Source organism: Candidatus Acidulodesulfobacterium acidiphilum (assembly GCA_008534395.1).
Taxonomy (GTDB): Bacteria; SZUA-79; SZUA-79; order Acidulodesulfobacterales; family Acidulodesulfobacteraceae; genus Acidulodesulfobacterium_A; species Acidulodesulfobacterium_A acidiphilum.
Map to the genome: position 1 here is coordinate 1 of SHMQ01000027.1, position 24820 is coordinate 24820.

General features: G+C 35.6%; 16 protein-coding genes. 3 read left to right on the forward strand and 13 right to left on the reverse strand.

Annotated features, from left to right (window positions below):
• Positions 1–181: 181 nt before the first annotated feature.
• The 7 genes from EVJ48_07995 to EVJ48_08025 form a co-directional block, all read right to left on the reverse strand.
• Positions 182–1978 (reverse strand): hypothetical protein, encoded by a 1797-nt coding sequence (locus EVJ48_07995; protein RZV37913.1) that lies wholly within the window; start codon positions 1976–1978, stop codon positions 182–184.
• 54 nt (positions 1979–2032) lie between these two features.
• Positions 2033–2656, reverse strand: a complete 624-nt coding sequence (locus EVJ48_08000; protein RZV37914.1) for a DedA family protein — start codon at positions 2654–2656, stop codon at positions 2033–2035.
• A 25-nt stretch (positions 2657–2681) separates the two neighbouring features.
• A complete protein-coding gene (gene bioA / locus EVJ48_08005) occupies positions 2682–4073 on the reverse strand; it encodes an adenosylmethionine--8-amino-7-oxononanoate transaminase (GenBank protein RZV37915.1) in 1392 nt (463 codons plus the stop codon).
• 8 nt (positions 4074–4081) lie between these two features.
• Positions 4082–5368 (reverse strand): hypothetical protein, encoded by a 1287-nt coding sequence (locus EVJ48_08010; protein ID RZV37916.1) that lies wholly within the window; start codon positions 5366–5368, stop codon positions 4082–4084.
• 88 nt (positions 5369–5456) lie between these two features.
• Positions 5457–6818: a hypothetical protein gene (locus EVJ48_08015; protein ID RZV37917.1), complete on the reverse strand. Its 1362-nt coding sequence runs from the start codon at positions 6816–6818 to the stop codon at positions 5457–5459.
• On the reverse strand, positions 6802–7011 hold the full coding sequence (locus tag EVJ48_08020) for a Trm112 family protein (GenBank protein RZV37918.1): 210 nt from the start codon (positions 7009–7011) through the stop codon (positions 6802–6804). The genes EVJ48_08015 and EVJ48_08020 overlap by 17 nt, the downstream gene beginning before the upstream one ends.
• 19 nt (positions 7012–7030) lie before the next feature.
• The gene (locus EVJ48_08025; GenBank protein ID RZV37919.1) at positions 7031–8638 is read right to left on the reverse strand and encodes a cysteine--tRNA ligase; all 1608 of its coding nucleotides are present in this window, start codon (positions 8636–8638) and stop codon (positions 7031–7033) included.
• Positions 8639–8799: 161 nt separating this feature from the next.
• Here EVJ48_08025 and EVJ48_08030 point away from each other — a divergent pair, with 161 nt between their 5' ends.
• Together EVJ48_08030 and EVJ48_08035 are read left to right on the forward strand one after the other, a co-directional pair.
• Positions 8800–10197, forward strand: coding sequence for a hypothetical protein (locus tag EVJ48_08030; GenBank protein RZV37920.1), 1398 nt, complete (start codon positions 8800–8802; stop codon positions 10195–10197).
• 50 nt (positions 10198–10247) lie between these two features.
• Positions 10248–11375 (forward strand): tetratricopeptide repeat protein, encoded by a 1128-nt coding sequence (locus EVJ48_08035; GenBank protein ID RZV37921.1) that lies wholly within the window; start codon positions 10248–10250, stop codon positions 11373–11375.
• Between the two features lie 87 nt (positions 11376–11462).
• Here the strand turns inward: EVJ48_08035 and EVJ48_08040 are convergent, their stop codons facing one another.
• A complete protein-coding gene (locus EVJ48_08040; GenBank protein RZV37922.1) occupies positions 11463–12191 on the reverse strand; it encodes a hypothetical protein in 729 nt (242 codons plus the stop codon).
• Between the two features lie 118 nt (positions 12192–12309).
• Positions 12310–13728 carry an aldehyde dehydrogenase family protein gene (locus EVJ48_08045; GenBank protein RZV37923.1) on the reverse strand — a complete coding sequence of 473 codons (1419 nt, stop codon included), beginning with the start codon at positions 13726–13728 and terminating at the stop codon, positions 12310–12312.
• Positions 13729–14040: 312 nt separating this feature from the next.
• On the opposite strand from EVJ48_08045, the gene queC reads away from it, so the two are divergent.
• On the forward strand, positions 14041–14793 hold the full coding sequence (gene queC, locus EVJ48_08050; GenBank protein ID RZV37924.1) for a 7-cyano-7-deazaguanine synthase QueC: 753 nt from the start codon (positions 14041–14043) through the stop codon (positions 14791–14793).
• 173 nt (positions 14794–14966) lie between these two features.
• Here the strand turns inward: queC and EVJ48_08055 are convergent, their stop codons facing one another.
• The 4 genes from EVJ48_08055 to EVJ48_08070 all read right to left on the reverse strand — a co-directional run bounded on the left by EVJ48_08055 (position 14967) and on the right by EVJ48_08070 (position 24183).
• Positions 14967–15338 (reverse strand): FMN-binding protein, encoded by a 372-nt coding sequence (locus tag EVJ48_08055; protein ID RZV37925.1) that lies wholly within the window; start codon positions 15336–15338, stop codon positions 14967–14969.
• Positions 15339–15434: 96 nt separating this feature from the next.
• Positions 15435–17744, reverse strand: coding sequence for an EAL domain-containing protein (locus tag EVJ48_08060; GenBank protein ID RZV37926.1), 2310 nt, complete (start codon positions 17742–17744; stop codon positions 15435–15437).
• Between the two features lie 34 nt (positions 17745–17778).
• Complete coding sequence (locus tag EVJ48_08065; protein ID RZV37927.1) at positions 17779–20730, reverse strand: hypothetical protein; 2952 nt, start codon at positions 20728–20730, stop codon at positions 17779–17781.
• A gap of 27 nt (positions 20731–20757) precedes the next feature.
• Positions 20758–24183, reverse strand: coding sequence for a hypothetical protein (locus EVJ48_08070; GenBank protein RZV37928.1), 3426 nt, complete (start codon positions 24181–24183; stop codon positions 20758–20760).
• Positions 24184–24820: the final 637 nt, after the last annotated feature.

Here is a 24820-nt window from a genome sequence, read left to right on the forward strand (position 1 = left end):
ACCATGATTTCCGCAATAAATATGCAGAAATAAATTTACGAAAATCTTTGTAGAAAAAGGTGTCAGATTTTATTTTACGCATACGAAAAGAAACAATGAACGATACAATATATTGCGTAAAATTAATCTGACACCTTTTTCTTTTTTTCTTTAACGCCTTTTTCTTTTTTGCTATACAGGATTAAGGTAAGTTATAAGGCAGACTCAATATAAAAGGGTTTGCGTATTTAGTGTAAACAAAAACGGAATTTCTATCCATATTTTTTAATTCGTCAGGTGAAATTAAAGGATATAAACCTGAAGCTACGGGGGATTCGCCGAAATCTAAGTCATTGATATGTTTTTTTAAAAATTCTTTATGCAATACGTAGCGCTCGCCGGACATTTCGGAATAATATTTGCAGGTTTCCCAGCCGGCATGACCCATAACGATATGGGTTCCGATATTCGACGCAATTAAAGCCGTATCGCCGTAATGTTCCTTTAAAAATGCTATATCCTGAACCGTTATGCATACGCCGGTATTTGTTTTCCTTAAATTTGCAAGTTCCGTATCGAAATCGTTCAAGGTTAAAACAGGAAATTCGTCGAGATAAACGAAAAAACTGCGTCCGGCATCTTTAATTTCGCCGCCGTTTTTGGCGTCATCGACGCTCCTTAAACCGCTTCTTCTGTTTTCGTATATTCCGTTTATAAACATTTGCGTAATAAAAGATATCAGCCTGTCTCCTCCAGAATTTAATTTTTCTTTCGGAATGCCTGCTATAAACAAGGTATCTTCGGCAAAAAAGTCTTCTAAATTAAAACATTCGTTATCTTTATCGTTATTTTTATTCTTATCTTTAGTTTTAAAATATTTTCCGACTTTCGTATCGTTTAAAAAATCTAAATTATTTAATACGTCGGTTATTACTTTTGCCCTTTCGTAAACGGGAAGTTCTAAAAAATTATTAAATAAATTTTTTATTTTCTTTTCGTTTTCTCCTTTAAATTTTACGGTTTCGTTTTCGATAAATTTAACTCCTCTTTCAAAAAACGATTTAACCGTAAAAAGGTCGAAATAACCGCCTTCATATCTGTATTTTAAATAAATAAGAACGGCATAAAACAGGTCTGCAGACCTTCTTGCATAATATTTATGGGCATGGACGTCGCCGCCTTTTATCTCGTTTTTATCGGCATGAAAAAGCATGGAAGCAATATTTAACAGTTTATCGTCTGCTAAAGGTTTGCCGTTTTTATCGGTCAGCGGATTAAAATTTACCGAATCTTCGTAAAATTCCGCATAAGGGTCGAACAATACTGCTCTTTTGCCGGCTTTTTTCCAGTCTTTTTTAACCGCTTCGTATAAATAGGGGCTGTCTATATCTACCGCAAAAACCGATATACCGGATGACGAAGCATCGGAAATAATTCCGGGGATTATATAGTTGGAAGTTTTTCCTCCTCCGGTCGGCGAAACTATTAACATGTGTTCGTATCTTTTTTTCTCGTCGAGTCCAATAACGACGTCCGGATATTTTTTACCGCCCGTTCCCGCCTTACCTGTTTTACCTGCCGAAGTTTTTAAAATACCCAGGTCGAAAGATTTTTCTTCTTTTGAAAAGTTTTTTATTTCATCGTTTTTGGCAGAAGCAACTCCGTTTATTTCGTTTTTTAAACTTTTTATTTTATTTATCGTAAAGTATAATATGAAAAAAATAAAAACCGACAGTAAAATATATTCTATCGTTAACGTAAATCCGGATACGGTATTTAAAAACAGCGTCAAAATTATGGCGGTAATTAAAGATACTAAATATAACACAATAATATAAGAAAGTTTTACGTTTTTTAACAAAGCCGGCGATGTAATTCCGCCGCCGACTCTATCGGCAATTTCGCCGCTGTCCGCAATGCGAACGGTAAAATTCTTAACTATTTCGCCGTAGGTAGCGAAACGTCCTACAGCCGCAGGGTGCGATTTTTTTCTAATCATTATAATATATTCAAGAGGCGTTTTTTGTAAAATTGTATAGTTAAAGAATTAATATTATCTTGATTCTTTTATATGCCTGTATAAATATATAACTATAAGCATTATAACGGCCGCTATAAGAATAATGCCGAATTTTTTAAAATACGGAATGAAAAGGTTAATATTTCGTCCGACTACTAAGCCGAGATAGGCGACGGCAGCGTTATATATAAGCGAGCCTATGACGATATAAACGGCAAATTTTTTGTAATTCATAAGGGAAGCGCCCGGAGGAAAACCGATATAAGTTTTAATAACCGGAAGGCATACGCCGATAAAAACAGTTATAGAACCGTATTTTTTAAACCAGACTTCGGCTTTTTCAAGGTCTTTTTTATTTACCAAGAAATATTTTCCGTATTTTTCTATTATACGCCTTCCACCTTTTTTGCCTATATAATAAAGCAGAGACGAACCGGCCAAAGTTCCAACCGTGGCGCTTAAAACAACGAGATAAAAATTTATTTTGCCTTCTCCGGAAAGAAAACCGGAAACCATTAAAACAACTTCCGAAGAAACAGGAATAGCGCACGACTCTAAAAACATTAAAAAAATAATTCCGGGGTAAAAAAGCCCTGCGGCCAACGCCCAGGAAAAAAATACCCCTATATAACCTTTATTTAAAGAGTTTAAATTCATACGCGTATTATAAATATTTATATTATTATTTATTTGAAGTTACCGTTTCGATAGATTCGTAAACGACTGAGCAAAGGGTTTCAAGGGTTTTTTCGTCTATAACTAACGGGGGCATTAAGACTATTACGTCGCCTAAAGGTCTTATGATGACGCCCTTCTCTCTTGCTTTTAAAATAACTTTATGCCCTATTCTTTCATGTTCGGCAAACGGCTCTTTGGTCTCTTTATCTTTAACTAATTCGATTCCCGCCATAAGTCCTATATTTCTTATGTCTCCGACGTGTTTAAGGTCATGAAACCGTTTCAAAAACTCGTTAAAACGTTTAAGAACCGGTTTCATTTTATTTAAAAGGTCGTTTTTTTTGAAAAGTTCGATAGATTTTACTGCACAGGCTGAAGCAAGCTGATTCCCTGTGTAAGTATGTCCGTGAAAGAATGTTTTATTGTCTTCGTGTTTTCCGAGAAACCCGTCGTAAATTTCCTGCGTAAACAAAGTAGCCGCCATAGGAAGATAGCCGCCGGTAATCCCTTTTGCCATACACATTGCGTCCGGCAAAACATTTTCATGGAATGCGGCGAACATTTTTCCCGTCCTGCCGAAACCTGTAGCGACTTCGTCCAATATCAGCAAAACTCCGTTATCTTTACATGCCCTTTCTATTTTTTTCAAATATCCTACAGGCATAGTTATCATCCCCGATGCACCCTGTATCATAGGCTCTATAATTAAAGCGCAGGACTGTTCCGCATGCACTTTGATTATCTTTTCGGCTTCTTTTGCGCAGTGCAAAGCGCAGTCCGGATATTGTAAACCGTAAGGGCATCTGTAGCAGTAGGGATAAGTTATTCTTATCGTATCAAACAACAGGGGTTTATATATGGAATGAAAAAGCCCTATTCCTCCTACCGAAACGCTTCCTATGGTATCTCCGTGATAAGCCGAGGTGGCGGCTATTATTTTTTTCTTGTCTTTATATTTAGGCCCTTTTTGCCTGAAGTACTGAAAAGCTACTTTAATGGCAATTTCAACGGAGGTCGAACCGGAGTCGGAATAAAAAACTTTTTTAAGATTTTTAGGCGCTATTTCTACAAGTTTTTCGGCAAGAATCGCCGACGGCACGTTTGCAAGCCCTAAAAGCGTGCTGTGCGCTATTTTATCTATCTGCTCTTTAAGCGCAGAATTAATTTCCGGATTATTGTGTCCGTGAACGTTTACCCATAAGGACGATACTCCGTCAATATACCTGTTTCCGTGAATATCGTAAAGGTAAACGCCCTCGCCTCTTTCGATTAAAAGGTTGCGTTCTTTTTCCCAATCCGCCATTTGCGTAAAAGGATGCCAGACAAATTCTCTGTCTATTTTTTCAATATCTGCGGCGTTTAAGTCCGCCTTTAAATTATCGTTAGCATTGCTCATAATCTATCTCATCCGTATATTTCTATATTGTTTGAATAAAGATACGTTATTTTTTTGCGCCCGAAATAAACGTCTATTTCCACTCTGTAAAAATCGGGCTTAGGCTCTGACTTATGTTCTTTTGAAAAATCGTTTATTTCATAAATCAGGTCGGTATTCTTCGACGAAAATATTTTTCCGCCGTTTCTAAATAAATTTATTTTATAAGGATTTTTCTTACCGTTAATGTCTATTCCCGCAAATATTATAACATTTTTTTTATCGTTTTTGTCTATATTTCCGCCTGTATTGCTTTTAACTTTTTCGATATCTTTAATTTCGGCGGCGTTTATGTAATCGCCGCTGAAATATTTTTTCCCGTCCGAAGACTCTGCTCCAAAATAAAAACCTTTTGGGATACCGAACATGTCGAAAGCAAAAAAACATCTTCCGTTCTTTATCGCTTCCGTTATTTTCTTTTTGTCTTCACCTATTTTGCCCGACGGCTTATCGTCAAGAAAAACATGGGTTCTTGCTACGGAAAAAAGCTCCGAATATTTAGGAAATTTAACGCGTTTTTTTCTCGTTACCTTAACGTTTGAATGAGCGTCGGCAGACGCTATGCCCGTTTTCATATTTTTGTGTTTCTGAACCGAGTCCCAAAATTTTATCGTTTTTACCGGTTTATGCGACAAAAAATGAAGAGCATAAAAAGAATTTATTTTATAAGTAAAAATTACGGCAATCATGTATAAAGGATTCATGCCGCGCCATTGTGAATCTAAGTTTATAATCTCTATGCCGTCGTATCCTTTTACTTTAAAATTTTTCCACGGCGTCCACCAGTTATGCGGATGACATATAATCCCCGCTCCGTTTTGCTTTTTTATTTCCGACAAAACGTCCTTATATTTACCTCTTTTTATCTCTTTTTCGATACCTAAGGCAAGAAAATGTCCAAATTCCGTATTAATTTCTTCTCCGGCAAAATAAAAAAGTCCGTCATAATAACCTTCCAATCCGTCAGATTTCGGTTTAAGCGTGTTATGGTCGGACGAAACGAGAAAATCCGCTTTAAGTTCTTTAGCAGTTTTTATGATATCTTCGATGCGTCCAGACCCGTCGGAATACAACGTATGAAAATGTATTATTCCGTTAATCTCTTTAAGTTTAAACCTGTTTCTGTTTTCGCTCTTGCGGTTTATAAAATCGATTTTTAATTTAAAAAATTTTATCCAGAAATAAAATAAAATCAATAAAATCAGGATTAAAATTAAAATAATTCTCGTCGATACTACAAATAAAAATATATTCATAATTTCCTTTCCGCATTACGGGGACAGAATTAAATTCTGTCCCCGACGCATTTTGATATTACAGCGCTGTAATTCAATTCCGGCGCTGTCACAACATCGCAGCCAGGTATTTCTTAAAATATTCTTCAAATTCTTCCTTCTTTTTTAAGCAAAAATCTAATCCGTTTCTTCCGGTTTTCGTTCTTAAATTATCGTCTTCTATGAGTTTTAATATAGATTCTTTAATATTTTTTTCATCCGTTAAAATTAAAGCCTTATTCTTCGCCATTTCGCCGGTTATATCCATAAAATTCAGGGCATATTTGCCCGTAACGACAGCCTTGCCGTATCCGGCCGGTTCAAGAATATTATGTCCGCCGCTTTCTGTTGCAAAGAGGCTTTTGCCTACGTAAACTATATCGGAAACTGGATATAGTTTATTTAATATGCCGTAACGTTCTACTATTAAAACGTTGACTTCTTTTGAATTTAAAAAAACTTCTAAACCATATTCTTTTAGATTTCTTAATTTACTTAAATTATTTGGATTTTCAATTTTTCCCAAACCATAATAAACAGCCTTAAAACCGGCATCGGAAGCTATTTTAAAAAGCATGCCGGCAATTTTAATATTTCTCGGAACTAAAATAAACTTTAAAAGTAAGTTTTTGGGAAGTTTTTCTTCAGACGCTATTTCTTTTAAAATTTTCAATATATATATAGATTCTTTTTTATGTATCGAAACGAAAGATATAATTTTAACCTCTAAGTTTTCACCTCTATTAAATTTTTCAACTTTTTCAATTTTATTAACTTTATCGGCTCCAATACAAGAGATATATTTTAAGGACAGCGGCAAAACTTCAGATTTAACGTCTATTCCTCCTGAATTTAACGAAATCGCAGACGAAAGAAAAACATTATTTGGAATTTCGCTTTCACCATTTATATTCATTTTTTTAAAATCGGAAACCGAAATACCTGTAAAAATTAATTTAAGTTTTGAATTTGAATTAAACCCGAAATTTAAAAGCTCTTTTATTAATTTTTTAGAAACGGCGTGCTGAACGGATATAAAATAATCCGGTTTTACGGAGTTTATATATTTTTTGAAAACCGCTCTTGCCGGCAGGAAAGGGTGAAAAAAATATAATATTTCGCCGTCCTTACGGTTTTGCGCGACCGAAAGCGTCGAAAACGTTTTAAAACTTATAAAAAAAAGCGGCGGCTCGGCGCCGCCGTTTTTTTCGGAAAATATCCGTCCGATTATATCCGCCACGTAAACCGCAATTCTGAACTCGCCGATAGATTCGGCATAAATCCATATTCTTTTTCGTACGGATTTTCCCGCCCTTTCCGTTCCGTCAAACTCTGTGCTATGTAAAGAAATATCGGCATCAAACCGTTTCAGCGATTTAAAAAAATGTGAATTTAAGAAATAAAAACTTTTTAATTTAGAAAATATTTTCATCGGCGCCGACTTTTAGTTCGTCTATACTTTTTGCGTCTTCTATCAATAGAATAGGGATTTCGTCTTCTACCGGATAGTAAACCCTGCAATTTTTGCATATAAGTATTTCTTTTTCCTCAATCTCTTTATAAATGAGATTGCCGAGGCATTTCGGACAGGCTAAAAATTCTTCCGCCATTTCCTTGACGTTCATAATCAATTTACCCCTATACTCAATTTACGCCGATTATTTTATAAGTAGTCCCAAAATTAGTATCTTCCAGAGTTACCCCTTTTTCTAAAAGCGATTTTCTTATCTCGTCAGCCGCGGCGTACTCTTTGCTCTTGCGCAATGCGTTCCGCCGTTCTATAAGTTTTTCAATCTCTTCGGCGCCGATAGCGACAGCCGGCGAAACCCCCGTTGTACCGTCTTCATAGTTTACCGGCGCGGAATTAGATTCTATAAATAACTTCGGGTCTTCGTTTAAAATTCCGAATATATCGGGAAGAGAATGATTCATTAAAATCATAGCGGAATCTAAAAAGGTTAAATCCGCCCTTTCGATAAAATTTTGCGCCATAGCGTCTTTTATAATCTTATTGGTTTTTCTGACTAGGTCGAATATAACCGATAAAGCTTTGGCGGTATTAAAATCGTCGCCCATAGAAGCGTAGAATAGAGATATATACCTTTCGATATTTTCCGGATTTTTACATTTAACTGTCCTGCCGTTATTGCCGTCGTCGGCTGAGACGCTGTTTTCAGTTTTAAAACCTTCATATTTTTCATTTGCGTCTTTTATTTCTATGCGCTTTTCGTCCGTCAATTTTTTAAATTCGTTATAAAGATTTACCGCCTGATAAAGCCTGAGCAGGCTCTGCCTTGCGCTTTCTATTCCTTCGTAAGAAAAATCTATAAATGACCGGTAATGGGTAAACATAAAGAAAAGCCTTAACGCTTCAGGATGAAATTTTTCCAGTACTTCTCTTACTGTAACAAAGTTTTTAAGGGATTTCGACATTTTTTCGCTGTTTATATTTACGAAGCCGTTGTGTATCCAGTAATTCACGAAATTTTTTCCGGTATAGCTTTCCGACTGGGCAATTTCGTTTTCATGATGAGGGAAAATAAGGTCGGAACCTCCGCCGTGTATATCTATGCTTTCGCCGAGAAACTTCATACTCATGGCTGAACACTCTATATGCCAGCCCGGCCTTCCTTTACCCCATGGACTGTCCCAGCTCGGCTCTCCTTCTTTTGACTTTTTCCATAAAGCAAAATCCAAAAAGTTTTCTTTTTCTTCGTTTACCGGAATTCTTGAACCGGCAATTAATTCGTCGATATTTTTATGGGAGAGCTTGCCGTAATCTTTAAACGAATTCACCCTGAAAAATACGTCGCCGTTAATCTCGTATGCGTTGCCTTTATCTATCAGCTTGGAAGCAACTTCTATCATTTCCGGAATAGTCTCGGTCGCCTTGGGTTCGTAAGAGGGGCTTAAAACGCTAAGCGCATCCATATCTTTATGATATTCGTCTATATATTTTGAAGAAACCGCCTCGGTAGTCTTTTTTTCTTCATTAGCTTTTTTTATAATTTTATCGTCTATATCGGTAAAATTTCTGACGTATATTACGTTATAACCGACGCTTTTTAAAAAACGATAAATTATATCGAAAGTAATATATGCCCTTGCATGTCCGATATGAGACAGGTCGTAAGCCGTAATTCCGCACACGTACATTAAGACTTTATCTTCGTTTATCGGCTTAAACAGCTCTTTTGAAAGGGAAAGCGTATTGAAAATGTAGATATCTAGTTTTTTATTTTTTTTATCCATAATTTTATAAATCCTCGCAACTTCATATCATATCATATACGGAAGTTTTTTTTAACATATTTTTAACATAAATTTAACCGAATCGTAACATTATTGTCATAATACCGTAACATTAATTTGATATATTGTTAAATATAAAACATTTTTAAGGAGAATATCTTATGGAATTAAACCTGTGGAATAAAACGGCTTTTCAGCCTAAAAGACAGACAATAAATTCGGCGGCAAAGGACGGAAGTTTAGATATTCGAAATTTAAATCAAAATAATAAAGATATAATAAAAGAGAGAGCTATTTCAAAAGGCGAAAATGAAATAAAAGCGCTTTTAAATTCCGGTTTTATAGTAAAAAACAGCGAAAATTTTTTATTAAACACATACGGTTTTATAGACAAAGACGTTAAAAGCAATTTTAACGACCTGTTTTTAAAAAACAGTTTCGTCGAAGTTCAGGGAGCTTCTTTCAGCTCTATGACTCCGTACGGAAGAAATATAACGGTTAAAAACATAATAATGTCCTCGGAAAAATTTAACGATATAAATTCGGCTAAATATGCGGGCAACTACGCAAAACACGACCGGAAATTCAACGAAGAATATAAACTGTCAAAATTTACACTTGAAAATTATTTCGATTTAAAACAAAAAATTCCCCGTATCAAGCCGGATATCGCCATAGGCGCAAAAAACGCCGCCCCCGGAATAATAAACTTAACGGATAATGCCTCCGGAAAGTTGAGCCAAATAAGATACTCTATAACCGAAACGCCTTCGGCTTACAAATTTAAAAAGGATTATGCGGACGCAGGCGAAGAATTCGGTAAAAATCCCTCTTTAGGAAGATTAAAGGAGTATAAAGATACTTTAGACGGCTTCAAAAACTTAAAAGTAACGGTAAACGATAAAAAAATTTTAGAAATAGAATCGATTCATAACTGGCAAAAAATTATGCATTATGTAAAAATAAGGGATATGGAATTTTTAAACGGATTAAGAGATTATGAAAAAGGAGAAATAGCGGGAAGGATAGAAATTCATCATATCAACCAACTGCAGGACGATGGAAGGGAAAACGTCGCCAATCTTATAGCGCTTAGCGATGACAAGCACCGGCTTGCAGATGCTTATAAAGTTTTAATCGATAAAAATACGGGATATTACAGGGAGAAATATTTTGAAAATACGTCGGGGCTCAGGCGTTTCAATAGCGATTCCGCCGATAATATTTCTAAAGACGGCGAAGACCGAAACGACGGCAAACTTATGATATATAACAAAGAAATTATGCAGAAACTTTTAACCGACATAAGCAAATTAGATTTAAACGATAAAATAATGCTTAACGATATAAAATTAGATATCGAATCTAATACCTCAATGCGTTTAGCGATGCTGAAAGATACTAAGGAAGATATGAAACTCCTTTTTATAGACCGCAAAACAGGCGAAGAATTAAGGCTTCTTGCTTTAAAAACGGAAGATGCCGCAGAAAAATCGGTATCGAAAACGGCTTTAATTAATTTTATAGGCGATCTTGCGACTAGCACTATTAAGCGTTAAATTAAAAATAAAGAAATAAAAAAATATAAGAAATAACGGGGTATAAATTTATGAAAAAAAATAAAGAAGAAAATAATCTGGATTTTGAAAATCTTGCTAAACAAGTAGAAATATTCAAGGAATCGTTCGACGGCTATTTAAAAAGTCTGAACTCTTGCGGTTATAATTATAATATTGCCGAAATACAAAAGGAAGCTGAAAAAAAAATAGAAGCCGGCGCCTTAAAAAGAAACGAATCAAACAGCGAATTAAGCATTATGCTTTTTGAAACGCTTTTATCCAATTATTATCTGACTGTTATTCAGGCTCTTAAAAAACTTTCTAAGCACGATAAGCAAAATTTACCTGCTTTGATAGAAACATATGCGGATCTTTTCCGCGCCGCGCCCAAAACAAAATATAGGAATCATATAATTCCCCATCTGTTTAATTTATGCAACTTTTTATACGAAATTAAAGAGGCGGAATCTTTAACTTTTTTTTATAATCTGCTTATATATGCAAGGGAAATTCCCGTTATAACAAACAATATAGAGGATAAACCGGAAGACGATGCGGAATATCGATTTGATAACGATTTAGGAAACGAATCGGAAAGCAAAGACGACCTTTTTGCGGAATTCAGACGGGAAAAGTCGAAAAGAGACGAAGCCGCTTTCGACCCTAAACTTTTCGATAAAGCATACGATAAGTTTTTTTTAATACTTTCGGGATGGAAAGAAAAAATTAACGGATACTATACTAAAGACGAAATCTGCTTTATGAACGGACTTTTTATTATGGACGAACTTGCCGACTGCATCGATTTAAAAACGGAAGAGAAAAACGCCCGAAAATCCCCTGATATAAAAGCCGCTGACGCAGTTAAATTAAACGGCATCGGCGACGGACATTCCGAATCGGGGCTGTTTCGCAAAATAGAAAATATACGCGGCGGCGAAAACTTTTCGGAATCTAAAGGCGCTAAAAACATGTACGGCTATGTTTACGGCGAAGAAATGAGAGGAAAAATATACGAACTGTACGATAAAGCGCTGAGGTATTTTCAGCGCGCCATGGCTTACAACCCCAATAACCCCAGGTACCCTTACGAATATGCAAGATGCCTAAAAAATTCCGGTAAATCCGAGGAAGCCGAAATATTTTTCAAAAAAGCATTCGATTTAAACGTTATATAAATGTCCGGCGCATTTTTCAGTCCGATATTCCCGTTAACCTTTATCGATAAGAAATAATATATGCTATTTTCTTGTATTATTACTTAGTTAATCGGCATTTTTTATATTTTGTCTTTCTATCCTTAAAATAAAGTTAATCAAGTTATCCCTGTCTTTTTCCGAAATATTGTTTATATAGCATCCGATCCTGAATTTTCCGTCATTATTAATATAAGTAGAATGAATAATTTTTAAATCCATATGAATAATTTTATCTAAAAATTTTACAATAGTATTATTTAATAATGTTCCCTGTTCCATTTTTACATCGGAATTGAAAGATATGCCGTTCCACGATAAATCATACAGAGGATAAAAAAAGTCGTTATTTTGATATTTGCCGATGATAAAAGCCGCATTGTATTCGCCGGTTGAAACTCTTAGAACGCTTCTTTTTTCGACTATTACTATTTCTTCAGGTTTATAAATCAAAAAATTACTTTCGTTTCCCGAAGTTATTTCGTCTTTATATTTTGAAACAAAATATTTGTCCACTATTTGATTGTTTTCTTTTATGTTGATTTTTAGATGTTCCGTCTTAGGCAGTATCTTGTTTCCGTAGAAAGGCATAAGACTGTCTATAATTAAATATTTAGACTTTATTTCTATAAAATAAGATTTAAAAAACTGGTCTTGAGGAAAAACGGTAATTCCAAGCTCGATATTCGACGTCAATGCATTATAGATAATCTGGTCGATTATTTCATTTTTTTTTATTTTAATAATATTTACGTTAACATTTCCGCCGCTATCCGTTTCTATTTTATCAACGTCCATTTTAAATTTATCGATTTTTAATTACGTTTATTATTTAAAAGACGGTTATATTAAACGTAACCGTATATTTAAATATATCACATAATCTAAAAAAGTAAAAATATTAAAGAAAAGTTTATCAGGCAAAACTTATAAATTTAAGTTCGGTCATTTCCTCGAGAGCATATTTTACGCCTTCCCTCCCTATGCCGGACTCTTTTACGCCGCCGTAAGGCTGGTGGTCGGCTCTCGCAGTCGGAATGTCGTTTATTAAAACGCCTCCGGTATCGATATGTTTTATGAAATATAGGGCATTTTTAATATCATTGGTATATATGCCGGCCTGAAGTCCGTAAATTGAGTCGTTTACCATACGGACGGCATCCTGAATATCTTTAAAAGGAACAGTCGAAACTATAGGGGCAAAAACTTCGAGACAGGATATTTTCATCTTATCGGTAACGCCCGAAAATATGGTAGGGTTCATTATATTTCCGTTAAAGTCGCCGCCGAGTTCTATTTTTGCGCCTTCTTTGACTGCTTCTTCCACCCAGCCTATAATTCTCTGTTTTGATTCGGAATTTATAACCGGACCGATGTCGGTAGATTCGTCGAGCGGGTCGCCTATTTTTAATTTTTTGGTTTCTTTAATAAAATGTTCCAAAAACTCGCTTTCTATATCCTGATGCACGTAAATCCTTTGAAGCGATATGCAGACCTGTCCGGAATTATAAAAAGCGCCGATTACCGCTTTTCTTGCGGCTTCTATAATATTGGCGGTTTTATCGACTATAAGGGCGGAATTGCTTCCAAGTTCCATGGTATATTTTTTAAGGCCGCCTTTAGCCATTATTTCCCTGCCGACTTTCGGACTTCCGGTAAAACTTATCATGCGGATTTTATCGTTAGTTACGATAGCTTCTCCGGTGTCTTTATCGCCGTAAAGCAGGTTCAGCGCATGTTCCGGCAGTCCGGCTTCAAGCATAGCCTGTACCAGAAAATATGCGGTTATAGAACCGTTTATAGAAGGCTTGAACACGACGCTGTTTCCTGCGGCTATAGCAGGAGCTATTTTATGGGCAGGGAGATTGACCGGAAAATTAAACGGCGTAATAGCGCCTATAATGCCGACCGGAACCCTTAAATAAAAAGACAGTCTGTCTTCAAACCCCTTGACTACGTCCATAGGTACGGTTTCGCCGTGTATCCTTTTTGCTTCTTCGGCGGCGTATTTAAAAATATTGACTACCCTTTGAGTTTCTATAAGAGAATATTTATAAGCCTTTCCTACTTCCAAAGAAATATAATGCGCAATCTCTTTAGCGTTGCGTTTCAAAACATCCCCCGTCTTTTCTAATATCTCGAATCTTTCGTATGTATGAAGGCTTCTCATCTTGTGAAATCCTTTTTCTGCGGAAGAAACCGCCGCTTCGACGTCGGACTCGTCGGGTTTGCTCAAAAGCGCAACCGTTTCGCCGTTAAAAGGATTAATCACTTCATAAGTTTCTTTTTTTTCAATCCATTTGCCGTTTATAAAAAGAGGATAATTTTTTAACATAATATTCCTTTTTTGGTTATTTTATTCGGTTAATTTTAATTTTACGCGACTTAAATTCGATTTAAATTTTGCTAATTTATAATCCGACTGCGAATTAGATTTAAATAATTATAACACAAGTATATTAAATTATAAAGATGCGGCAATCCGCAACTAAGGAAAAGCCGTCAAAGGAAAAGGTGTCAGATTAATTTTACGCAATATCTTGTATCGTTAATTGTTTTTTTTTCGTATGCGTAAAAAAAATCTGACACCTTTTCCTCACGCTTTTTACTCAACACTATATTCTAAAAATTTGTTATAATAATATAAATGAACATTAACGATAATAAACATAACGGCGGTTATAAAAATAAAAAAGCCGTAGTACTTTTCAGCGGCGGTTTAGATTCGACTACTACTCTTAAAATTGCCATAGACGAAGGATTTGAGCCTGTTCCGGTTACTTTTTTTTATAATCAGAGACACGAAACTGAAATAGAACACGCTAAAAATATAATAAACTTTTTCGGTTTAAAAAAGCATATTATCGTAAACCTCGATTTTAGCGGCATTAAAGGTTCAGCTTTAATTGATAAAAATATAAAAGTGCCTAAAAACAGAATAAAAGCGGAAAGAACTTCCGATAATATAGAAAAAAACGATATTCCCGCAACTTACGTTCCCGCAAGAAATACTATTTTTTTGTCTTATGCCCTTGCCGCAGCGGAAGTCGAAAAGGCGTCGGATATTTTTATCGGAGCTAATTATATAGACTACAGCGGATATCCCGACTGCAGGCCCGAATATTTAGCTTCATTTGAAAACATGGCTAATTTAGCTACTAAAGCAGGCGTAACAGGCGAGATAAGTTTTAAAATAAACGCTCCGCTTTTAAGGTTAACCAAAAAAGATATTATATTAAAAGCTGTTGAGATAGGAGCGCCGCTTAATCTTACCCATAGTTGTTACGACCCTATAGAAGGTTTGGCATGTGGGGTTTGCGATTCCTGCATTTTAAGAAAGCGCGGATTTGAAGAAGCAGGAATTAACGACCCGACGCAATATTTCAATCGCAGACATTGATTTACCTTAATCCTGCATAGAGTAGAAAAAGGTGTCAGATTAATTTTACGCAATATCTTGTATCGTTAATTGTTTCTTTTCGTATGCGTAAAATAAAATCTGACACCTTTTTCTTATTGCGCAAAATTAATCTGACGCCTTTTTCCTTATTTTTAGCATTTAGTATTGTTATTTTAAACTAATTCCGTAACTTCTTTTACGTTAAAAATCATAACCGATCTTGCCCAGTCGAAATGAGATTTGATTTTATCGAAATTTGCGCCTTCTCCTTCAAATTTTGCTTTGCCTTTTAATAAAAAACCGGCACCCCCGCCCTGCAGGCCGACGACGTCTTTTGAAGCTAAAATCATCTGCACTTCGCTTCCCGCCTCGACGTTTCTCTGTGTTTTATTTAAATGTCCGGCCGGTATTAAAAGCGTATCGTTCTGCAGAACTTCTATATAGCTGTTCCACGTAGCGGCAAGATGTATTCCGTCGGTACCGTATGTTGCAAAAGTCGCAGGTCCTTCATGTTTTAAAATTTCGATTATTTTTTCGTTCAGCATAGTCTTTTTTCTCCTCTTTTAATTTATTTATTTAATTTTTTTATTTTGTTATTATATCATTGCCGATATATTTTTTAAATTTTTAATATTTACATTCTAACGTTTAGCTATAATTTTGGCTAAATTAAACAATAACCCTCTAAGTTTTTCGCGCGTTTTGCTTATCTCGCCGATTAAAGGTTCTGATTCTTCATATTTTCCATTAAGCGTCAAAACAAGATTTTTATATGCAAGCTCATGAAGGTTTTTATGAACTCTACCTATCTCTTTATACTCTTTAATGTGTCCGTATTTAACTCCCGTTCCGTAATACCATATGCCGAAAGGACATTCTTTCCAGTTTTTTACTTTATCTTTATTTATAGATATATCCGCTCCTTTGTTAAGTTCTAAAACTTTGTTAATCCAGTCGTTATGCTGGGTATATGCAAGGGCTACCGGAAAATCTTCTATATTAAGAGTTATATCTTTCCACTGGACAAGATCGTCGGGCAGTTTATAATTCTGCGTCCAATTTATTACTTTATCGGCTGGGACAGGCCTGCCTGTATAATACCCCTGAATATTAGAACATCCCAGCATATTTAATATTATGCAGTGGTCGGCAGTTTCCGCTCCTTCTGCTATTACTTCCCTGCCGAATATGCGGGCAAGGCTTATTATGCTTTCTATAATTAAGGTATCTTCGGCATTTTCAAGCATATTTTTTACGAATGAAATATCTATTTTAATGACTTTTACGTTAAGTTCTTTAAAATACAGGAGCGACGAATAGCCGCTTCCGAAATCGTCCATCGAAAAAGTTATGTCCGATTCCGAGCTTTTTTTAATAATCTCCTTAACGTGCGCAATATTTTCTAACGCCGCCGTTTCGGTTATTTCTAATTGAATAAGTTCCGGTTTCACCGATGGGTATTTTTTTAAAACTTTTTCCAGTTTTTCTAAAAAATCGTATTTTCGAAGCTGTCTGGCCGAAACGTTAATAGAGACCTGCCATTCTTTGCCTGCTTCAGCCCAAATATTCATCTGCTTAACCGTTTCCTTGATAACGTAATCGCCTATATCGACGATAGTTTCCGAAGTTTCGGCTAAGGGTATAAATTCTGCCGGAGAAATAACGTTGCCTTTATTATCTATCCATCTTATTAATGATTCAAAACCGAATATTTTACCGGTTTTTAAATTGACCTTGGGCTGATAGTACATGACGAATTCTTTTGCTTTAAGCGCTTTTTCTATATTGCGCAGTTTCTGATAATATTCGACCATTCCAAGCTCTTCGTCGCTGCTGAAAAAATTTACCATATTTTTTCCCATAGCCTTGGATTTATACATAGCCTGTCCCGCCATTCTTATCAAAGTATCCGGTTCGGCTTTTTTGGAATTTAAATCTGCCACCTTAGTAACGCCTATGCTTGCTTTTAAGTCTATTTTTAAGCCGTCCGAAACATAAGGAAGGTTAATTTCTTTAAGTATATCTTTCGCTATAGCGTAAATATCTTCGTCGGAATCTTTATAAAACAAAGAAATGCCGAATTCGTCGCCTCCAAGCCTCGAAACATAAAAAGAATCTTTGGTATATCTGTCTTTTGCAAATTTTAAAAGCCTTTCGGCAATAATTTTTAAAACCTTGTCTCCGGTCGTCGTTCCGTAAAAATCGTTAACCGTTTTAAGGTCGTCCAAATCTAAAATAATTACCGCGACGTTTCCGCCGAAGCGCCGCCCTTTTTCTATCTGCCTGTTAATCTCGGACTCAAACGTTTCGTAATTAGGAAGGTCTGTGAGCGCATCGTATCTCGCGGCATGTCCAACTTTTTTTTCGGCGTACTTTTTAAACTTCTCGAATTTATTTTCTATAGCATGCAGTTGTATCTTATCTATAGCGCTTTCCATTAATTTTACTATTCTTTCAAGAAGGTTTACGGTATCTTTATCGAATAAACCTGTTCTGTCCGATACGGCGGCAAGAACGGCGTATATTTTACCGCTCTTAAAAACAGGAAAAGTAGCCGCCGAAAGCCATTTATATTTTTTTAAAAAATCTGAAAAATGTTTCCTTAGCGGATCTTCAATCTGGTTATTATCGTAAAGTATTTTCTCCTGCCTCCACGTCCTTGCCGCCAAAGTCTGGTTTTCGGGAGTATCTTTAATGCTGATTTTAATATGTTTTAATGCATCTATGCCGGGACCGTATGCGGCAAAATATTTAAAAAGCAAATTCCTGCCGGGAGAACCGATCCATACGGCGCTGAAAAGTCCGCATTCCACCACCGCCTTTGAAACTTTATCAAACAGTTCCCGTTCGGTTTCGGCATAATAAATCGCCTCGGAAGCATCCGCAAGCGCCTTGTAAAAAGATTTAATAATTTCTAATTTATCCCGCTCATCAGAGCTTTTGAGAAGCATAAAGATGACCTTTAATTTTAATATTACTTTTATATTAAATTCTACCGCATAAAACGGAATAAGAACAGAAGCCGCATATTTTTTTCTTATACGGTTCTTTTTTAACGAAGTCGAAATTTTCCGAATTTATTATATCTTCTATGAGCATCCCGATAAATTTTGCATACGCGTTTAAAAGATTAACGTCCTTTAAATCTACCTTTCGTTCTTCGTTTTTTTTAATCCCCCATAATTTGGCGGTAATATTGGAATGTCCGACGCTTTTGCAGGCGGAATAAATAATTATATAAAACGGCAGTTGTACGGATTTAACGTTTTTTAACCACTCATCCCTGTTTTCGGCCGCAGGTATAAAATTTTTATCCGGACAGGTTAGCGACGCTCCTGTTTTATAATCTATAATAAAGTGTTCGCCGTTTTTTTCTATAATTAAATCGGATCTGCCCATAAGTTTTATTGCTCTTTCGCAGCCGTCCGCCAATTTTACCGTTACAGCCCCTTCCAGCGGATATTCGGCGCCTGTTATTTTTACGCCCGCTAAATCTTTAGCCCTTTTTTCGATAAATAAGTTAAGAGCCGTCAATATCTGTTTCTTTTGCAGATTAAGAACCATCGAGCCGCGGTCGTTAAATTTTTCGTTCAATATTCCGCCTATTTTTATTTTTTCTTTTTCTAAGCTAGAGAAAATATATTCCCTGCCTTCAAATACTTTAAAATATTCGTTTAGTACGCTATGAATCACGCTGCCGATACCCGCGGCATCTATATCTTCTCCGATATCCCCGCTCTCCCTAATATTCAATACGTATCGGTAGTAAAACATAGACGGACATTTAAGATAGGTATCGAGTTTTGCGGCGGAATATTCGATGCCGCAAAGATAATCTTTTACTTCGCCGGTTTTTTTTATAGGCGACGGTTCTGCCGGATTAAAATTAATTTTAAAAGCGGAATTTATTTCCTTCGGTTCTTTCAAATTTTTTGTTGTTTTCTGAATATTCCATATAATTTTTTCTACGAAACGCGATTTTTCCGACCGGCTTGAATCGTTATAAAATAAATATACTTCTTTTGCGCCGGATACGAGGTTAAAAAAATTGTATTCCTGAATTTTTGAAGATTCTCCGGCATCGGGAAGTTTTAGAAATCTTCTTACCTCTTCCGTCAAAACTGTATTTTCCTTTGAAACGTCGGGCAATACTCCTTCGTTTGCGCCTAAGTAAAATATCCTGTCGAAATTTATATTTCGGGCTTCGAGAGGGCCTAAAATCTGCAAACCTTTAATAGGAGTGCCTTTAAAAGGAACTTTCTGCCGCTTCAAGAGGTTTTTTAAAAGATTGAAATATCCCGAAACTCCCTCGAATTTATAATGTCCGAAATTAGTCGCGTCGAATTCCATTACGGCTTTTAAAGCCGATTCTATAAATTTAGAGCCGTACGGATGTTTATCCGCCGAAGAATTATGCGATACGGCATCTATTATTTTTACTATTTTTTCAATAAAATCTTTTATATTTTCTATATTTTCAAAATTTGATATAAACAACCGGTGCATCTCGCCAATATACGCTTTGACGGAATCTTCCGATAGGGAGATGGCAGGTAAGACGGCGTTTTCTATTTCTTTGACCGAAATAAATAAAATTTTATTCTTTTTAATATAAGATTCTATAGCCTGAAAAATCGTCCTTGTCTGAACGGCGTCAAAACGGTACTGCGGCAGTGCCTGCAATTTTCCGCTTATATTTTTAACGTAAGGATGAAGAAATAAAGATGCATAATCTTTTGCATAAAATTTATCGTATTTTTTTCTGCCGTGCACTACCGACAAAAGGTTAAAAAGCGTATATATAGGCGTCCTGTTTAAAGAATATCCGATAGATATATTATAATCTCCTTTATCTAAAGAATTAAGGACATTATGTATTAACGGAAATAGATAATCTTCTTTAGATAATACTATTAAATCTTTGGAAGAAAGTTTTTGTACGGATTTATCGATAATTTCTTTAAGTCGGGCTATTTCGTTATGTACCGACGAAACTTTATTGAAATAAAAATTAATTCCGTTTAACTCTGATTCTTCAGTAAATTCCGTTACTTTCGTTAATTCTTTTACCTCCGACAGTTTGCCGTAATTCTCCCTGTTTTTATATTCTTCGTCTTTCATCGTTATATTGCCGCCGGATGGCGGTTTTAAGCCTATTTTTGACGAAAAATCGGCGACGGAAGCGCCCGTCTTAGATACTATTAACGTTTGATTTTCTCCGCCAAAACCATTATTTTTTAATAAATTTTTAAATATAACTGCTTCGGATGCGGTAATGCCGTAAAAACCGGCAAGAATTACCCTGCCGTTTATAACGGACGAAAAAACATCCGGATTTGGCGTAATATTTGCGTCAATATTTTCTGCAAATGTTTTATATCTGTAAGACCTTGAAGTAAATCCGGATTTTACGAGAGTTTCATAAAAAGATTTATACATCTTGGAAAACTTTGCAAATTTATCCGAGAAATTTTGCAAATTTGAGTCCGGATTTATTCTTTCGGCTATTATAGCGTCGCACGACGAGGGATCCGTCATTTCAATTAAAAGTTCCTCGAAATCGCCGAAAAGTTTATATCCCCACGGCATAAAAACATCCAATTTTTCTGCATCTTTTATCAAATTGATTTCCGGATTTTTATTTAAATCAAATAGAAGAAAAATCGCTTCGGCGGGATTTATTTTTGCATATGGATAAAAAATAGCGGCGTCGGATGATTCCCAGCAGGTATCTATAAAATCGTCTATGGAAAACATTTTTATAGAGTCGGCGGCGGATTTATATATGCCGGAAATGTATTGCGACAAAAAATAAACCGGTCTTCTGTTGGGAAATATCACCGTAACTTTTTGTCCGGATTTAATTTCTTTCAGGACTAAATCGCCCGTATATTTTATAATATCCGCCGATTTTTTTAATATATGAAAATTATTCATAAGTTATTACAATTTATTAAAATTTTATCAAAAATGAAATAAATCGCCGTCGTCTATGTTATATACGACTGCGGAAATTTTTTTATCTTTATATATATCTTTTAAAATAGATTTGTATCTTTGCATTTGGGATTCGTAATTTTCCTTTTCTTTTTTATCGATATGCCCCGTTTTATAATCCAATATGCAGATTTCGCCTGATTCTGATAATGATTCTGATTCTTTTAAATTTTTAAATATTGATATTCTGTCCATTCTGCAGATTGCGCCGGATGCCGAAAGATATTCTTTTTCCGTATAAACGCTGCATAATTCCTTATTAAACAGTTTCAAGAGATAATCGTTTTCTTTTATCCGCAATATTTTTTCTTTTATTTCGGCTTTTGTTTCGTAAAAATCTTCGGCGGACGGCTTGAATCTTAACAGAAGCATGCATTTTTCTATTAACGGGTCTAAATTTTCAAAATCTTCGGCATATTTAATTTCGCTTAAAATTTTATGGAAAACATCCCCTCTTTTTACGCTTAAATATTGACTGCCTGTTTTTATCGCATATTCATAGCCTATATCGCAAAATCCGCAATCTAATACCGCTACCGCCGTTTCTTCGTCAAAACCGCCAGCGTTTTCGGCATTTTTATTTTCGATAAAGTTTTTATTTTTAAACTTTTTCTCCCCAGAACTTATTGAGGGCAAAGGACATTCGTCTGCGGCAATAATAAAATTATACATCTCGTGTTTCGCCCTGGTAAGCGCAACGTAAAGATTATTTAAGTCGCTGATATTTTGGTCTTTTAAGGCGCCGTAATAAACCGATTCCAAATAAGGAGAGCGGGAAGGTTCGTCTTTTTTTCCTTCGAACATGCTTTTTGTTATATAAAAAAGGTTTAAAGGCTTATGCGTATCCGGGTCTTCGGCATCTCCAATCCCGCCGTTATCTTTCGAATCGTCCGATTCCGCCGCAAAATAATTTATTTTTTTTCCTTTTCCGCCGGCGCTTTTTGCGGAATCGGGCATCAGGGCGTAATTTTCTTCGGCGACAAAAACGTTTATAACGGCATCCCACTGAAGTCCTTTAGCTTTATGGACGGTAAGAAGGGTAAGCGCATCTTTTACTTCGGGAAGATCTATAGAAAACAGTTCGCCGGAATCTACGGCATTTAAATTTGAATTAGAATTATCGGTTTTTATTAAATCCAGTAAATCGTTTAAATCTGCGCAGCCCTTTTCTTCGGCATACTGCAATGCGTCAAGAAAATGTGCCAGATAAGCCGATTCTTCCGGAAAATTTTCCGCTATATTAAATGCTTTATATATATAAAGCGTTGTTTCATATGGAGGAAGATATCCAGTTTTACCGAACAACTCATCGAAACATTCGTTCCATAAATCTCCGTAGCGTTCCCTGAACAATATATAAAGAGGTTCGCCTTTTAAATTATTTAAATTAGTTTCAAACAGGAATTTTTCAAACTCTTCGCGTGCGTATTTTTTGGCGCCTTGCAAACTTATTTTTTTTCCGAAAATATCTCCTATAATAAAACTTCCGAAATTAAAATCGTCTGTAGGGGAATTTAAAAAATTTAAAAGTATTTCGATTTCCCTTATAATTTTTCTGTTCCTGATGTCTAAACTGCTCTGCGTAACTACCTTGTAACCTTTTTCTATAAGCAATCCGGCTAAATAGTTGAGGTATTTGTTCTTTTGGGCTAATATGGCGATATCGCCGCAGCCGTAGTTGCGGACTTTTACGAGGTCGTCTATAGTTTCTAAGAGCCGGTCTTCTATTGCGTTTAAAACGTTAAATTCCGATAGACCGCCCTGCGGTTCGTCTTCATCTTTATTATCGTCGTTATTATATTTGTCTTTATGCTTATTTTCATGATTTTTATTTTTATCTTCTTTTTTAAATATTTCGGTAGAGCAATAACCGCCCAAATTGGTATGTCTTCCCGTTTCGTCCGTCGGCGTATCCTGCTCATAAGTTAAAAAACCGGCAGGATCGCCTACCGCTTCCACTTTACGTTTTAGATCCGTCTTGAAAACGTTATTTACGTAATCGACTAAAATCTTATCCGACCTGTAATTAAATTTTAAAGAAACTTTTTTAAATTCCTCTATCGACGGAAAGGATCTGCCGCCGTCGTCGTTCAGCGCTTTCATTATCTTGTAATCTGCGCCCCTAAATCCGTACAAAGCCTGTTTTAAATCTCCTACCGTAAAAAGCGAACCGCCTTTGGCAAGGGATTCTTCTATTAAAGGCTTGAGATTTAGCCACTGCACCTTGGAAGTATCCTGAAACTCGTCTATAAAATAATGATAAATCGAATTTCCAAGTTGAAAATATACCTCCGGAACCGAATTTTCCCTTAAAAACCGGCTTAATTTTTTATTGACGTCGCTTATATAAACAAGTCCCAAAATTTTATAAGCGTTTATTAATTCCTTCTTAAACGATCCGTACATGGTTAAATAAGGCAGGCTCTTTAATTTTGCAATTTCAGGCATATATCCGTTAAAACGGTCATATAATTCTTCCCATTTTTCGGAATAACCGGCGGAATTTTTATTATTTTTATACGGAAACCCTTTGCGGTCGTTTACTAATCCGAAATAGTTTTTATCGTTTAAATAAAGTTTAATTTTTTCTATAGTTTCCGGTTTAAACCTGCCGTTAATTTCCAAGCCTTCTTTTTCCGCCGCTTCAAGCAAGAATTTAAGTCCGTCTATTACCGGTTTTAAATTTTCGTCTAATTTTTCCTGAACCGAAAAATCGGCAATAAATTCGGAATTATAATCCGATTCGATTTCCAGCAGGCGTTTCATCTCATTTTTAATCTTGTCCGCCGGATTAAAATCGATTCCGTCCCTGCTTATATTCCTTGAGAGCAAGTCTAAAAATTTTTCTAAAACGCCTTGTTCGGCCGACTCTATCATTTTTAAGACTGCATAATCGGTAATGCCGGAACTTTCGGTAGATATTTCAAAATCCGGAGGCAGCCCCATTTCGGCGGCAGACGCTTTAAGTATCTTCGACGTAAAACTGTCTATGGTTCTTATCTGAAAATCGTGATAGTTCGAAAGTATATTATCTATTAAGTTTTCCGCAGCTTTAGAGGCAAACGCGGCAGCGGAGGCTGAAGTATCGCCGCCGAAAGAAGTGATATCATAAATATAACTTAGGGTATCGGCATCCAGCAAACCTAAATTTAAAGATTTTAATTTCTTTAACACCTGAGTCTTCATCTCTTTTGCAGAATTGTTGGTAAAAGTAATGCCCAGTATATTTGTAAGATTATTGTTTTTAATGTTGCGGCGGGACAGCAAAAACTGCAGAACGCGAAGGGTAAGCGTATAGGTTTTGCCGGAACCGGCTGACGCTTCTACGGAATAAATATGCGGAAAACGCAGTTTGGTATCTTTTTCCAAAGTTTCGTTAATTTTTCCGTCCATTATTTTTTTAGCTTTTTTTATTTATTATTTTTTTATTTATTATTTTAATCCACCGTTAGAAACTTGAAAGCCACCCTTGAGTTCTTGTAAAATATAAGTGTCAGCAAAATACAAACAATAACCCAAAAGGTGGCTTATAATATATTATATCATGCGTCTAATGATTTTATAACTAAAATTAAAAATGGGCAACGAAAAAATTACGTCATTCGGTGATATATTCTTCTGCGGAATTGAAAAAGCATGCCTTTTTCAGCAGAAGAATATGGTTTTATTAGCCGATTTTATTAAAAAATAATTAGGCATTGAAGAAAGATTAGATTCTTATCTTGTTAATGCTAATATAAATTCACCCACTAAATTGCGTTTATTTTCACCCACCTAAAATGGTATATTACTCCCTAAAATAATTATTTATCATATGGGAGGATATAATAGAAAATGATAGGAGCGGATATGTTCAACTCAATTGTATCAATGTTAAAAATAGGTATTCCGTTATTTCAATAACTGTTGTCAACTTTTAATTTGTCTATTGAATTTAACTTTTAATTTGTCATAATATCTTTGTATTATTATTTTGCTTTTAATACGTTTTATTAATAATCGCAATCAACCTTCATCACCCCCTTTGCCC